The organism is Marinobacter piscis (assembly GCF_007671655.1).
GTDB classification, from domain to species: domain Bacteria; phylum Pseudomonadota; class Gammaproteobacteria; order Pseudomonadales; family Oleiphilaceae; genus Marinobacter; species Marinobacter piscensis.
Genome location: NZ_VCGX01000003.1, coordinates 254331 through 269706 on the forward strand (window position 1 = coordinate 254331; position 15376 = coordinate 269706).

At 52.7% G+C, this 15376-nt stretch carries 8 protein-coding genes and 1 pseudogene; all 9 read left to right on the forward strand.

Features of this window, described 5'->3' with window-relative positions; genetic code table 11:
- Positions 1-84: 84 nt before the first annotated feature.
- The 9 genes and pseudogenes from FFI95_RS12135 to FFI95_RS12175 all read left to right on the forward strand — a co-directional run bounded on the left by FFI95_RS12135 (position 85) and on the right by FFI95_RS12175 (position 15278).
- Complete coding sequence (locus tag FFI95_RS12135; protein ID WP_144822913.1) at positions 85-981, forward strand: DMT family transporter; 897 nt, start codon at positions 85-87, stop codon at positions 979-981.
- 97 nt (positions 982-1078) lie between these two features.
- On the forward strand, positions 1079-3169 hold the full coding sequence (locus tag FFI95_RS12140) for a type VI secretion system Vgr family protein (protein ID WP_144822914.1): 2091 nt from the start codon (positions 1079-1081) through the stop codon (positions 3167-3169).
- Positions 3162-4100 carry a DUF4123 domain-containing protein gene (locus FFI95_RS12145; RefSeq protein WP_178976268.1) on the forward strand — a complete coding sequence of 313 codons (939 nt, stop codon included), beginning with the start codon at positions 3162-3164 and terminating at the stop codon, positions 4098-4100. Before FFI95_RS12140 ends, FFI95_RS12145 begins: the two co-directional genes overlap by 8 nt.
- A complete protein-coding gene (locus tag FFI95_RS12150) occupies positions 4088-7537 on the forward strand; it encodes a toxin VasX (RefSeq protein ID WP_144822918.1) in 3450 nt (1149 codons plus the stop codon). Before FFI95_RS12145 ends, FFI95_RS12150 begins: the two co-directional genes overlap by 13 nt.
- Positions 7538-7677: 140 nt before the next feature.
- On the forward strand, positions 7678-8868 hold the full coding sequence (locus FFI95_RS12155) for a hypothetical protein (RefSeq protein ID WP_144822920.1): 1191 nt from the start codon (positions 7678-7680) through the stop codon (positions 8866-8868).
- A gap of 307 nt (positions 8869-9175) precedes the next feature.
- Positions 9176-10066, forward strand: a pseudogene (locus tag FFI95_RS12160) (type VI secretion system Vgr family protein); the annotation flags it as partial.
- A complete protein-coding gene (locus FFI95_RS12165; RefSeq protein WP_144822922.1) occupies positions 10063-10623 on the forward strand; it encodes a DUF4123 domain-containing protein in 561 nt (186 codons plus the stop codon). The pseudogene FFI95_RS12160 and the gene FFI95_RS12165, both read left to right, overlap by 4 nt.
- Positions 10624-10662: 39 nt before the next feature.
- On the forward strand, positions 10663-14241 hold the full coding sequence (locus FFI95_RS12170; RefSeq protein WP_144822923.1) for an MFS transporter: 3579 nt from the start codon (positions 10663-10665) through the stop codon (positions 14239-14241).
- A 14-nt stretch (positions 14242-14255) separates the two neighbouring features.
- Positions 14256-15278, forward strand: coding sequence for a hypothetical protein (locus FFI95_RS12175; RefSeq protein WP_144822925.1), 1023 nt, complete (start codon positions 14256-14258; stop codon positions 15276-15278).
- Positions 15279-15376 lie beyond the last annotated feature (98 nt).

A 15376-nucleotide genomic window follows, 5' to 3' on the forward strand; every position in this document is an offset into this window, starting at 1 on the left:
TTGTCTGGTAATCAGTATAGCCTTTGATAAGGACAGGAGGATAATAGCGACTCAGTTTTTTAACGTTTACCGGGGTTTGTAACTATGTACTATGCGTTTCCGCTGCTCGCCGTTATATTCTGGGCGGGCAATACTGTCGTTAATAAGCTGACAGTGGGCGTTATATACCCGGCAGAAATAGGTTTTTATCGGTGGCTGTTTGCAGCTGTACTGCTTACTCCGGTGTTACTGAGGCCGACATTACGGTCGTGGCCTGTTATCAAGGCAAATGCAGGCAAGATTTTTGTGCTGGGCGTTCTGGGGATGGCGATCTACCAGAGCCTTGCGTATTTTGCGGCCCCGAAAACCACAGCCACCAATATGGGTATTGTACTTGCACTGATGCCTGTTATGTCGCTTGTGCTGGCGATCGCAGCGCTTGGCCACCGACTGACTGTGGGGGCTGTCGTGGGTTCGATCGTATCCTTTCTGGGTGTCTTGATAGTTATTACTTCCGGAAACCTGACCTCACTGACTCAACAGGGCATTAATGGCGGCGATGCCATGATGCTGGTAGCCGTAGCGGCCTACGCGATTTACAGCACACTACTGAAAAAATGGCAGATTCCATTGCCCGCCATGGAGTTACTGTATGTGCAGGTATTGGTTGCTGTTGTGGTGCTGTTTCCTTTATTTGCAGTGTCACCGCAAGCAGGTCTGAATAGTGATAACCTGCCGCTTGTGTTGTTTGCCTGTGGCTTCGCTTCAATTGGCGCCCCGCTGGCCTGGATGACGGGCATCAAACATCTGGGGCCCAGTCGCACCAGTGTTTTCTTTAACCTTGTGCCTATTCTTACCGCGGTTATCGCCTCTGTAATGCTGAGCGAAGCGCTTGGGCTGTATCACCTTGTTGGCGGTGGGCTGACGTTACTTGGCGTGCTTATGTCGGAATGGTGGACACGGCCTTTTCGGACAAAGACAAGAGCACAAGTGTCGTCCTGATGCTCATTTACGGCAGGTCGGGTTTGATTAACAGGCATTTTTCCGACAGAATCCTCGCCCGGACTCATACAGAACCATACCTTCAAGGACTGAAGATATGCCCCAGGCAAGCGGATTGCAGTTTACCGCCCGTGTTGGCGAACTCCCCTCTGATCTATTTTCCGTTGTCGGCTTTACGCTGACTGAACGCTTATCCGAGCTGTTTCACGGCCACCTTGAACTGGCCAGCACCGACCCGGATATCGATGCGGCTGAGGTTCTGGAGCAGCAGGTGGATCTCGTGGTGTGGGAAGACGGCATGCCCATTCGCCGCTTTACCGGGGTAGTTAATGAGTTTGCCCGAGGCGATTCGGGTCACCGCCGCACCCGCTACGAACTGATGATCCAGCCGCCTGTGTGGCGTTTAGGGCTGATGCATAATAGCCGTATCTTCCAGACTCAAACCACCGATACCATTGTGCGCACCCTGCTGGAAGAGCGGGGCATAGTGGATTCCGTGTTTGATCTCAAACGCGCCCCCCAGGAACGGGAGTACTGCGTACAGCACCGGGAAAGTGATCTGGCGTTTATTGAGCGACTGGCCGCCGAAGAAGGTTGGCACTACCGCTACCAGCATGGCAGCGTAGACGGAAGCGAACAGCCCGGCCTGATCCTGGCCGACCACCATGGTGGTGCGCCAAGGCTGGATGCAGCCGAATACAACGGCAAAGCCGGCGGAAGCACTAAACAATCCGCGGTATTTCGCTTCCGCTACGAAGAGCGGATTCGTGCAGCATCCGTAGCCACCAAAGACTACACATTCAAGAATCCCGCCTACGCCCTGATGCACGAACACAGTGCCGCCAGTGCCAACCAACGGCAGGATTACCAGCATTTCGACTATCCTGGCCGCTTCAAAGCAGACGCCAGCGGCCAACCGTTCACCGAAGCCAGGCTGGACGCCCTCAGAAACGATGCCAACACCGCTCAAGGGGAAAGTAACCGAGCAGACTTCACCTGCGGCGCCAAAACCGAACTCACCGAGCACGACAACCCCAAACTGAATCGGGACTGGTTGTTGATCGCCGTCACGCATACCGGCAAACAGCCCCAGGCCATGGAAGAAGAGGGTGGCTCCGAACCCACGAGCTACCACAACACCTTCAGCGCTATACCCGCGGATAAAACCTGGCGGCCCCTGTGCGGTCATCGCCCTCTGATGGACGGCCCGCAAATCGCCATAGTGACCGGCCCTGAAGGGGAGGAAATTCACTGTGATGAATTTGGCCGGGTAAAGGTACGCTTCCCTTGGGACCGCTATTCTGAGAATAATGAACACAGCAGCGCCTGGTTGCGCGTAAGCCAGGGTTGGGCGGGCGGCCAATACGGCTTTATGGCCCTACCCAGAATCGGCAACGAAGTCATCGTTTCTTTCCTGGATGGTGACCCGGACCAGCCCATCATTACCGGTCGCACCTACCACGCCACCAACACACCGCCCTACGCGCTGCCGGAACACAAAACCCGCACCACCCTGAAAACCCAGACCCACAAGGGTGAGGGCAGCAACGAACTGCGGTTTGAGGACGAAGCGGATAAAGAGCAAATCTATGTTCACGCCCAGAAAGATCTGGACCTGCTCACAGAAAACAACCGCACCGAAGTCATCGAAAATGACAGTCATCTGACCGTCGAAAACGACCGCTTCAGCCACGTAAAAGGCAGCAAACACCAAACCATTGACGGCGAAAAACGCGAACAAACCGGCAAAGACCACAGCTTCAGCGTAACCGGCTCCTTGCACCTGAAAGCAGGCACCGCCTGGCTCAGTGATTCCGGCACAGAACTGCACATCAAAGCCAGGCAGAAAGCGGTGATTGAAGCGGGTGCCGAGATCACCCTCAAAGCGGGTGGCAGCTTTTTGAAGATTGATCCCAGTGGCGTGGCGCTGAGTGGTGCGAGCATCAAGATGAATGCCGGTGGCGCTGCGGGTAAGGGAAGTGGGCAGAAGGTGCAGGTGCCGGCGATGCCTGGGTTGGTGACAGCGTTAGGGGCGGAGACTGAAACGGTATCGTTAGCTGAGGTTGATCAGCGAGTAAATGCGAAGCCTGATCCAGGAGGCCAGATTCGTGCATTGCAGGAGGGCAAAGCACTGACCGCCATTTGTGAAGCAGGTGACGATGGAGTGCAAGGCGGTTCCGATGCTTGATGTGTTTAATGCACCATCCGGTGTGAAGTTACGGGGGGCCGATGTTCAGGCTGATTACATTCTGATCGATGGCAGTATGCGTGCGGAAGCAGAGCGGTGGCTGTACGAGCTCTTTGACACCCCGGACTATCGCAACCTGTTTGACGGCACAAAATGGGCGGAAATCCGGCAGGTAGCGCCTTTATTGGTTCGCGTTGAGCAAGGACACCCGGGCCTGGAGCCATTGCTAAAGGAGTTACAGGCCCTTGAGTGTGGCTATGGCCTGATTAGCAACGAACCCATGGATGCGATCGTCAACCACCTGCGCCGGTTCATTGAAGCCCGTCATCCACTCGGCTACAAGGTACTGTTGCGTTTTTCAGACCCCACGGTCGCAAGGGTTTTATTGGCATCCTCGGAGAGCGGCGGTGTGTCAGATTATTGGTCGACAATAGACGGTGTGCAACTGCCGGATGCGCTTTGGGACGGCTGGTACTGTCAGCGACGTGATGACTCCTGGACGTCGGATAATGACAGGAGTTCTGAGAAGAGCGTGGAAGCAGCTTATTTGCTGAGCGAGCTCACCCTGACTCATCTCGCAGACGCAGACCGTCGGTCGACTCTGGTAAAGTTGTTCCGCCACCTGAAGGCCTATTTCCCGGGCCGATTAACGAATGACCCGATAGCTGTTGTGGTTGGTGCCGTTCAACGCCTGATGAACGAAGCCATTAATCACGGATATACATCCATGCAGGCGCTGACGCACTGGTGCTCGGTGTACGGGTATCTGGGTGACCTGGCAGCGTGGAATCGAGTGGCACCCGCTATTTATCAATTGTTTCAGGAATGTCCCAGAGATACCGGAGGGCCTGAAGCGCGCCAGGCTGCCTTGATGGCAATGGAGTTGGCTCAGACACACGATGCAGGGAGAGCAGAGCAATGGGAGCAATAATAGGCGACCCGGTAGCCGCCGGAGATCGACAAAGCCAGGCAGACATTACGGCAGAAGGTGCCTGCCCGCTGACTCGAACCGATATTCAGTTAATTCCCGTCCGCTATGCCTATGTTGATAAACCAGTGGATCACGATGCGCTGGAATCGCAGTATGAATTGGGTTTTCAACCCGTGGGTATCCGTCAGGTACGGGATGGTTATTTATATCTGTTTCATTCTGATGCACCGGATACCCTGCATGAGTACCAGATAACAGAAGGCGGAGCTGTCACCAAGCGTCTTTGGACCGGGAGCGATGCAACCAAAGATCAGCGTGCTGGCACACCAGACACACCTGCCGTTGTTGTGCCTCGCCGAGGCCATATCGATGTACTGTTTTCGTCCGCTCAACTTACGGCTAAAAAGTGCAGTATGTTGATTCGCTGGGAAAGCTACCGTAGCGAAGTTATGAGGCGGGTGGTGTTATCCGGTTATTGTCCGATTAAGGGAAGCCCCCAGTTACTGAACAAACCCGATCTGGAGCAGTTGCTGCAACACCCGGTTAAAGCAGCTGTTCCTATAGATGGCCAAACCGATTTGCCCCCTTGGTACTGGTCTCAGGATACGATGGACGGGTCTCGGGAGCCCTTTTCTCATAGGCTGGCTGCGTATGAGCAGGACCATGCCTATCTTGTGGTTGATGACCTTACAGGTCATATCAGTGACCTACTTGATGCCTGGGGAATCGTTGATACCAATCACACGGCCTGGCTGGAAAAGGAAGATGCGACGTATTACCCGGCTCGCTTTATCAGTGACTTGATTCGTCTGGATGGTGAGCGGATCGGAGAAGTCGCAAACGCATTTGCAGACCAGGTTGAAGATGCAGATGGCAAGGTCATCTTTAAAAAAATTGCTCAGGCCAGCCGTGATCAAAAGACTGAGCTTAAGCAGCTTGTTGACAGTTTCCCCGAGTATCAGAACAGTACCAAAAAAATAGCGGGCCCAATGACGGTAAGCTTTATGCCTGAAGATGGTGAACGAGTAAGGGCTATGCGTGAAGGGGCGCAGGCACTGGCTGGTGAACTGGGTCTGGCACAGAGTGAGATGCTTAATGTCGTCGAGTCTCTGGCAGAGTATCAGGAGAATCTGGTTGATGGTTCGGCACTTAGTGGTCAGCAAGGTATTGCTGACCTGGTGCGCCTGAACGAAATGAATTCATATCTGGAGGAAAGTCAGAAAGCTCTTTCATGGTTTGCTGATGAAAAGCAACGCATTGTTTCAGATATACAGTGTCTTTTAGAGAGCTTCTATCTGCACGGCCATCTGTATGACCGTGCCAGTGAAAAGCACTACGGTGCCCTACTGGGGCTGGACAATGCACTGATCACGATACTTGCCGAGTGGTCGCAAGCGAAAGGTGATTTCAGCTTTCTGAAGCAATTCTACTTTGAAGAAATCGGACACCAGCACCTGATCTCACTCGACCTCAAGCCAGAGATTATCCCCGGAGCTGTCAAAGATCTGATCGACGCATTTAAAAGCCTGATGGCGGCGAGGAGCGGCCCGACGGCCTATCGTGAGTGGCTTGAACTGGTGGAGAATAGCTCGCACTTTCAGTTTCCCGAGTTGCCGCCGGGTGCGGCTGAACAGTTAAGCCATCATCTGGCCCAGCTCAATGTGACGGCAAGGATAGCCCTTTTTGAGCTGGTTGAGGCCGCCGATGCCGCCAATTTGCAGGGCAGGCTGAAGCAGGTATTTCAACGAATGCCGCCTGGCCTGCAAGCCCATATTTTTGAGAATCAGCGGCTGTATCAGATTGATCTGGATATTGCCGATGGAAATACGCTTGCGAAGCATGAGTCACTGGTGCAGGAAATTGAGCATCTGGCACAACAACATGAAGAAGCTCTGGCAGACGAGAAGCGGCTTGAGCAGCGACGGAGTGAGGCGAGCACAAGAGCGCGCAAGAGCAATAAGCACCAATATGACCAGCAGATAGGCGAAGCCCGGACTCGAAAGCAATTACTGGCAACCCAGCTCAGAGAACGAGGCTTCCAGTTAATGGATACCTCGCCGGTTGAGGGGGAGCTCCACAACGGTGCTTTGCTGATCGGTGGAATAACCCGAACCACCTATGGTCGGGCGGTTCAGTCTGAGCTGGACGAACTGAAACGGCTGCAGGCCCGTGGCGGGCTCACCAGCATGTGGGACTACGGCCGTGGCATAGTCCATGGACAGAGCACGGCGGATGTGTCGGTACGCATTGGTGGTCTTGGCCTGGTTTCGTTTATGGGAATAGTTGGGGCGGTTGGGGCGTGGGATGCTCTTAAAAAGATCCGTGATGACGCTCCTGATGCAAGCTATGCGGATGCAGTTTCTGGTGTGGCGGGTACCATTGGTACTGCGGCTAGCGTGATGACAATTATTGGGAGTGCCCGACTGAATTATTATTATCAGACGGTTTCTCAGACAGAAGCGGTGCTGAGCAGATTGGCTCGTGTGAATGTCTGGGGAGGTACCATCGCTGCGTGGGGTGGATTTTTTGCTGCTGGTGCGGATTGGTTTAAACAATTAAGTATACTTCGCTCCGACGGGCAAAGTGATGGTACAAAAGCTTCGGCGCTGATAACTCTTACAGGAGACAGCCTGCTCCTTGTTGGTAGTGGCAGGATGGCTTTTACTGGATCCGGTGGGATTTACCATATTCTTCGTAAACCAGCCTCTGGTATAACCTGGAAATCTGTCAATCGAAGCATGTTGTCTTTAGCTGGCGGTGTGTTTCGTGGGCTGAACGCGTATCTCTGGATAGGTACGGCGGTTGTTTTTATCGGCAACTGGATTCAAAGCTATTATGCGCGTACTGACATCCAACGCTGGTGCGAACACAGCGCCTGGGGTAATGAACCCAGAAACTGGAGTTCCGACGAGCAACGACACGAACTGGCCAAGGTGATGTACCAGCCGGCGCTTCTGGTTAAAGCTGAAAAGCAGGCCTTGGACGGCCGCACCGGGTATTGTGCTTTTCGGCTTGAACTGCCTGGAATATCGGCATTGCAGGCTGACAATATGGAATGGTCTGTGTTACGGAATGAGGGAACTACCTGGGAGCCAGATAGTGATCACTGGAACAAGGCCGTTCTCAAGCAGAGTCTGGGCGACGCCGGTCTTGCACTGGAAATTATATTGACCTCACGGGAGCTTGATACGATTAACGGCTGTTATCTCGCATTCCGTTACAAGCCGTCGAGTGCCGCCAGCTGGCTGCCAGAATCTGAAAAGGCATACCATTACGAGCTCATGCTACACGAGCAAGGCAACTTGCCGATGACGGCCGCGAATGAAACGAAGGCCTGGCAGCTTGTAGCACCGTTGACTGAGGCGAATACCAAGCTGGCACCAATGCTCAGTGCTTTTGGTTTTCATTCGCTGGTTGAGGCGCCCAAAGGATCCTGATTATGGTAGAAGAACAGACTACAAGTACCTTTCCCCATGCTGCTGGAGAAGGCGGCTGGGAGCCGGGTAGTCGTCGCACTTCCCGGGATGGTCAGTTACTGACCTTGAGTCCGATACCGGTAACTACCGGTGAGCGGGCGGTGGATGTAACTGGCTGGGTCCGGCGCAAAACTGAGAGCTGGCTGGACCTACAAGGGGGTAACTGGCTGTTCGGGGCTGAGTTTTCTTTGATGTTTTTGAGTTTGAGCTTGTTGACGACTCTGGCTGCTGTAGCTTTCACGCTGGAAATGGGAATCAACCTAGGTCGATGGGACTGGGGATTACCCTTGTTTGTGCTTGTCGGAAACCTCCTGATCACTGTGCCATGGGGCCTCTACATGCACTTTCTGGGCAACAAAGCAGTCAAAGAAAGCCCCCCTGTCAGATTTAATCGGCAACGCCGCGAAGTAGCTATACCCCGCTGGACGGAAGTTCAGGCGTTCAAGCTACCATTCTGGAGTAGTAATGCGGGCTTTATGACGTACCTTGTTTTGATTGGAACGATAGCTTTCGCCTTGGTCCCCTTCGTGAACGAATATTCTTCAATTGAGCGTCGCAATACACTGGTACTGCAGGGTGTTGCCTTGTTAGGAATTGAAATCGTGGTTATTAGCATATATTTATTCATAGTCCTCCGTCTGAAGAAAAAACACGACCCAAAACTTATTTACGAAATATACCCATGGGAAAAACTGGTCGCCTTCATCGAAACCCAGCAAAACGTTGGTCCCAGTCTGATGGCTACCCACACCTTCCTGACGCTGGCTATTCCCAGGGAAGATGACCCCGAAACAGCACTGGCCTCTGCCCGCATCAACGTAGGCCACGAAACCGCTGGCCTGGCGCAATGGGAGTGCATCCGTTGCTTCATGGAAGAAGGCCCTGATGCTTGCCCGGAGCCCAAGCAGGATGAAACTCTGGCAGGTTACAAAGCCAAGTGCCGGCAGGCCCGTGAGGAAATGTCACTGCCGTCTTGGCTGTGGAAAAAAGTCGGCGACTGGTTCTTTCATCGCTATCTCGCCCATATCATCACCGAGCGTCGCATCAAATCCCTGGCCGTGCGTCGTCTTCCAGAAGAGCTTAAAGCCTGGTCAAAACCGCTCCCGGAGTCTCAGTGGGCAAAACCTTCTGAGACGCTTAAGGCGCTCAATGAACAGCTCGCGCAGGCTTATGAGCGTGGTCTGAAATTTACCCGCATGGGGCCGCTGTCTCAATGGCAGGCGGACTTGGGCGGCAACCCATTGGTAGGCAAGAATAGTAAAAAGCGCGGCCGGCCCAAAGTCTCTTTTTGATTAAAAATAATCAATCGATAGCGGTTAAAGTTTATATTGAAAACGATGAATCAGTTGAAGAAGCAGCAAGCTCCGAATACCGAACAGGCGGCCACTGAAAAAGCTGAAAGCAGGCCGCAAAACATGAAGACCAGTGCCGAAAATTTCACGCCCGCTTAAAGCACATGGACAGCATTTCCACCTTCTATAACCTGGATGACCAAGGTGAGCGGGTGTTTGTCAGTAAGTCAGAGAACAAACAGATCCGGCAGCTATTTCGGGCCAGGGTGCAATAGAACTGTAATGACTGATACGTAGCGCTGCATAGCTGAGAGCCAACCAGGGTTGGGCTGGCGGCCAGTATGGTTTCATGGCCCTACCCAGAATCGGCAACGAAGTGATTGTCTCCTTCCTGGATGGTGACCCGGATCAGCCCATCATTACTGGCAGAACCTACCACGCCACCAACACACCGCCCTACGCGTTGCCGGAACACAAAACCCGCACCACCCTGAAAACCCAGACCCACAAGGGCGAAGGCAGCAACGAATTACGGTTTGAGGACGAAGCGGACAAAGAGCAAATCTATGTTCATGCCCAGAAAGACCTGGACCTGCTCACCGAAAACAACCGCACCGAAGTCATCAAAAATGACAGTCATCTGACCGTCGAAAACGACCGCTTCAGCCACGTAAAAGGCAGCAAACACCAAACCATTGATGGCGAAAAACGCGAACAAACCGGCAAAGACCACAGCTTCAGCGTAACCGGCTCCTTGCACCTGAAGGCAGGCACAGCCTGGCTCAGTGATTCGGGCACAGAACTGCACATCAAGGCCGGGCAGAAAGCCGTGATCGAAGCGGGAGCCGAGATTACCCTCAAGGCGGGTGGTAGTTTTTTGAAGATTGATCCCAGTGGCGTTGCTGTAGGCGGCGCCAGTATCAAGGTGAACGCGGGTGGAGCTGCCGGGAAAGGCAGTGGGCAGAAGGTGCAGGTGCCGGAAATGCCGGGGCTGGTCACGGCTGCAGGTGCAGTTATTGCCCCTGTAGGTTTGGCAGAAACCAATCAACGAGTGGACGCTGAGCCCAAAGCCATAGTGGCTCACCGGTTAAAGCAAGCGCGAATGCAAAGAACCGGTATTGTTGAGCAGTGCCAACAGCAGCCTGATGGTAGCTGCCCACTGGGTAACTGTCCTTGTGGCAAGAATCAGGCTGTATGAGTTCAAGAGAGGGCGGCGTGGCATTGGATACACCAACGAATAACACGATTAGATACCTGGTTTTGGAATCTGGCCAGAGAACTCCAATCGTAAGGATGCTATACGAACAGGCGGAGAATCCGGAGTGGGTTTACCTGTTTGCCGAAACAGAGTGGCAGCTTTATTTGGATGAAAGCCCGGTTATCCTGAAAGCTGCTCAGCAAAGCTCCGAATACCAGTGGGCTTTGGCAGGTTTGAAGAATGGCCAAATAAGCGGCCTTATTCTGGAATCAGAGGGCAGTTTTGAGTCGATAACAAAGTGGTTAAGAGCGCGACTGAAGGTGCGTTTCGATGGCCAGCGCCAAGGACTCTTACGATTTTACGATCCGCAGATCTGGCACCAGCTAGCCCCTACCTCAAAATCTGGGGCGGATGTGGTTCAGCGAGTAATCTACTGGCTTGGTGAGCCTGGGAGTGAGCGATGGCACACTACGGAATGGCCTGACCCGCTTACCATGCTCCCAATGCCGACTCTGAGTGAGACTCAGTGGCAGGCATTGAACTTCGCCAATCTTTGAATGTGAATTTACCGGTATAAAAAGCAAGGAATGACAGGGATGTCTGATAACGTTTCAAAACCAGTGTCCGCAAGCTGTGGCCCTGCGTGTGAAGGCGAATCGCTGATTGTTGAGGTGATTGGTAAGGAGCACCCTGAAGGGCACACGTTCCGAATCTTTGATGAAACCAACAATGAGCAGCAAGAGTGGTTGAAGAAGCAGGTTGAAGTAGAAGCCCTGGATGATTCAGTTCTTCATGTCTGGCCATGGAAGAGGGAGCCAAATCGTAACCTGTGGATGGATATCGCTGCCGAAGAAGGCGCTGCCATCCGGGTGGCGTTATTTGAGGGTGTTGCTTCCACAAAACGGGAAATCGAGCAGCAACGGAACCGTATTTCACCTCTTGTTCCCCTGACGCTGATCCATGATCCTGAGCCAGAACCAGCGCATCCGAAGGAACATATTGTACCAGTACGTCCCGGGTTTATTTATGTCTTCCGGAGGGGGCGTCTCTGGCGAGAGCTGGAGGTGCTGTACGCCGATTCAGGAGTCATGGAGTTTAGGGACGTCCGTCTGACGGATTATCGACAAGGCAGCAGGAGAGACCTGACTGAAGATCGGCGGCCAGCTGTAGGCAAAGCACAGCCAGCTATCTGGATTCCGGTCAGTGAAATGAGTCGGTCCCTGTTGCCTGAGTTTCAGATGGCATTTTCCGAGGTGCAGTGGTCTGCGCAACGCATTGCTTACCTCGAAGTCTCCGATGCTGCGCGAAAGGAACGATGCCAGTCTCTCGAAGGTCCTGAACCGCTGCCTGACGAGGCCTCCAAATCGGAAGACAGGGAAAAACCCGGTCGCCTGATCTCTTTGCTTGAATTGCCCGAAATGAGACTGCGAGAACCCTATCTCGAACAAAACCTGGCCCGACCGTGGATGAGTGTCTATGATCTCGCAGGCCAGCACTCTCAAAACCTGTACTCTCTTGCCCGTGAGGAAGCCCGGGCATTTGCAGAAAACAAGGAGTCCGCCAGTTCCGCCTTGGAAAAAGCCAGTTACAGGGACGCTGCTCTCAAGAGAGCTCCATCCGCCCGGCTGGCAGCACTTGAGAGCCAGTTAGGGGGCGACGAGAGTGAACTCTGGCAAGCGCTCGGTAAAGCCAGCGATAGCCTGGGTGAGCCGAGAGAGGCTGGCTGCTGGGGTGTTATTCTGCAGGATCATCTGTTTTGCGTCCGTCACCACGTCACTCAGGCATTGTCAGCTCAGTCTTTGATTGAAGCTGTGGCTAAGCTGGCCCAAAAGTCGGAACACATTGCTAGTGCCCAACTTGTGCAGTCGGTTATTCTGCCTGAGAAGTTGGGAGGGAATAAAAACCCTTTGAATGACTTTGCCTGTCACCTTGATACGACCTATTTCGGGCCGCTCCACATGGTGTTGCGCTCGGCTCAACGACGCATCGCTCGGGAAGAACTTGCCAGGGCTCAGAAGCTCGTAGCAGATACTATTAGATCTACCGAGTACCAGTCAGCTCTTGCGGATCTCTTTACCCTGAAGAAGGCAGACTATCTCGAAGGATTTTCGGTTTGTAGTAATATCTTTCAGGTTCTGTGTCAGAACCCGAACGACTGGGATGCTGAATCCGAGCGGGACGTCGTCAGTGAGTACCAAGTACGCGACGCCAATGACCTTTTGCTGAGGATCATTGAAGAGGGTAGTGATCAGCCGTTACATGCGATGATTTTCCCCAGTGACGAACTCTTGGTCTCAAGGAACCAGCCTTCCGACCCTGAAGAATGCGGTGATGGCCGTTGCCGACCGAATGATCTGAAAGAAATCTCCGAATCACTGCCTGAGGTTGAGGACTCCCAATCGCTGACGGCAGTTGCTCTCGCGGCTTTAGCAAAGGATGAAAAGAGTCTTGAGCTGGTAACCGAGTTGAAGCGTTGGAGTGCGGCAGTCAATACACTACTGGATGGATTACAGAAGCATTCACAAGCACTTCTGAACAGATTGAAATCCCGCGCTTATTCATTAACAGGCAAGTTTTATGGGCCACTGCTGCGCATGGCCAAGGCACGGGACCCCAATTTGTTCGATGCTGTGCAATTGGTTGCCCGAAACGCTGTTCCCCAGGGCTGGTTGATCATTGGGGTCGTAGATCCTGCAATTGGGCTAAAGAATGGCGTTACACAGGCAGATAATGAATATCGCCACAAAGCAAATCTGCATAAACGATTTTACGGCGAGTTCTATAATAGTGAAGGTGAAATCCTAGCGTCGACGGCAAAATCACGTTTGGGGCCATCCGCCGATGACGTTGACCCTGGGAAGACCCGCCATGCAAGGGAAGTGCAGGTTTTCGCTGCGCCTGCGGATTCTGAAGTTATTGAAACCCATCGGCAGCTGCGATCGACGACCAAGTGGGAGCGTTTTTTTGATCATGCGAGAATTCCTTATTTGGTGTTCTTCATTGAAACCTTCAATATATTGAATGAGCGTCAACTGCTGTCTCAAATAAATAATGACAAAGGGAGAGCCCGCGCTGGAGCAGGAATTGTTAGTGCAATCATGGATTTGTCGTTTGCTGGTGCACTGGCAGCAGAGAGAGCTAGTAAAGACCTAGCTATGTGGAAATCTGTACCTAAGGTGTTGGATAGAGCTTGGATAAAAACTGAAGGAACCTTGATCGTTCGCTTCTTCCCCTTGTTGGAAAAAGCCCTTCCGAAAGTAATTACCACAAGGGTTATCGGTGGTATAGCCACCGGTGGGCTGGCAGTTCTGGTCTCAGCGTTGGACCTTGTTCATGAGATAGATACCGGTGATTACGATGCGGCCGCGGCTTATGGGATATCGATTGTTGGGACCGGAATGACGATGTACGGCGGTATGTTGCTGGCGCATGTAGCTGGCAACGGGGCCGGTTGGTTGGCCCTTGCTGGCCCTTGGGGTTGGGTGGCGCTTGGCCTGACATTAGCAATTGCTGGCGGAGTTGCAGCGGTTTTTCTTGACGATGAGCCGCTGGAAGAATGGCTGAAGCGTGGCCCGTTCGGCGGCGAGAGTGATAATGAATTTAAGCATTTAAAGAATGATCCAGACGAGTCTTTCTATCGGTTGACCAACTTGCTTAGCCGACCACGAATTGTTGTAAAAAATGTTCATAATTTTAACAGTAATGTGGTCAAGGGTGGCGTTGTTTTGACAGCAGATCAGGATCGAGAGTTTTCCAAGGTAAATACGGAAGTGACGATAGAGAACAATTTGTGCGGTTTGCTGGATGAGGTTTCGCTAAGGTCCGAATTAAGACTGGTTGAAGCATCGTATAAAGGATCAAACTGGGGGCTTGGCTCTCGTGAAGTAACGAAGGTTAAAGACGTAAAGGTTGTGGCTGAAGAGTCCAACGCAAGCGGGAAAAAACTGTATTTGGTGTTACCTGAACGCAGGCCTGGTATTACGGTTTCACGGATTGAAGTACGAGCCCAGTGGTCTGCCATCTGGAATGGTGTTGGTCAGTGTTTAAAGCTGGTTTTTCCTGCGCCAAAACTGGCTGACGACACCCAATTTGATCCAGAGATCCATGGAGAACCGGATTTTACATCAGATAACCTGCCCTTCTGGGCTAACCAAAAGACTCACGGTATAAGCTAAACTGGCATAATTTTATGACCAACACTGCGTTGATACAGTACGAAGACACCGCTTATCGCGGTAACAGGAAAAGCCTCGAACTAAATACCCCTTCAGGGCAGAGCAAGTTGTTCTTAAAGGGCTGGACGCAGGGTGGGGGGGCTCTTGAGAAAAGCAGCCGCTCTGGCATTTTTCCGCCTATGGTTTTAGAGACTTGGCCACCTGAAGCGATAGTGGAGGAGGAAAATCTTAGGCAGCAGTTCGAGCAAGAAGCTGCGAATGGCGGCGAACCCTATAATCCAGCGGGCTGGATTAGTGGAATTAGCATTCGATACGCTACACTTCCTCGAGTTAGCTGGGCCTTGTTATGGATGCAACATGGAGGAAGAATCGCTGCCACTTGGCTTTTTATACCGTTTGCACTAGGAATGATAGTGTTGTGGGCGGAAACCGGTGATAAATCTGGTTTTCAGGTTTTTTGGGATGAAGCAGTTCTACCTTGGATTATCTACTTTTTTATTCCGATGTTACTTTTATGGAGTGTTGGTTATCTCATTGAAAAGCACTTCCCCCACATAATCTACCGCCGCCCTAAAGGCCCCAAATGGGAGCTAAACCGCCGCACCGGGATGGTCACTCTCTACCATGACCCGGACACCGACGAGCAGCGGGCAGGGCAGATCAGTGCTCAGGCCCCGTTTCAGGAATGGGACGGCTACCTTGTCACCCTGCCAGATCGCCAGGGTAACCTCTGGTATCGCCTGAACCTGGTCCACAAAACTGAAGAGTGGGCCTTACCCCTGAACCAACTTATGCCTGCCACCACCAATCGGGAAGATGTTTTGGCGTTCTGGCTGCTGATTTGCCGGTACATGGATGTCACCCAGCCACTGCCGGATATTCCGTTGTTCGAATCCTTCCGCCACGAAGATCCACGCACTCTCCGCCACGACGAGAAAAGTGGTCGCGACCCAAGATACTGGCGGGACATGAGCAGGCAGGAATACGAACGGTTCAAACAAGACAATCGTCACAAGCTTTACAACAACAAGTGGTAATCGCTTAAGGTGCAATAGTTCAGGCTTGACCTGTCATTTGCCAATCCAGGCCTGGCTATTACCGGCAAGCCTGCCGCAGTAAAGCTGGTGCTATCGTA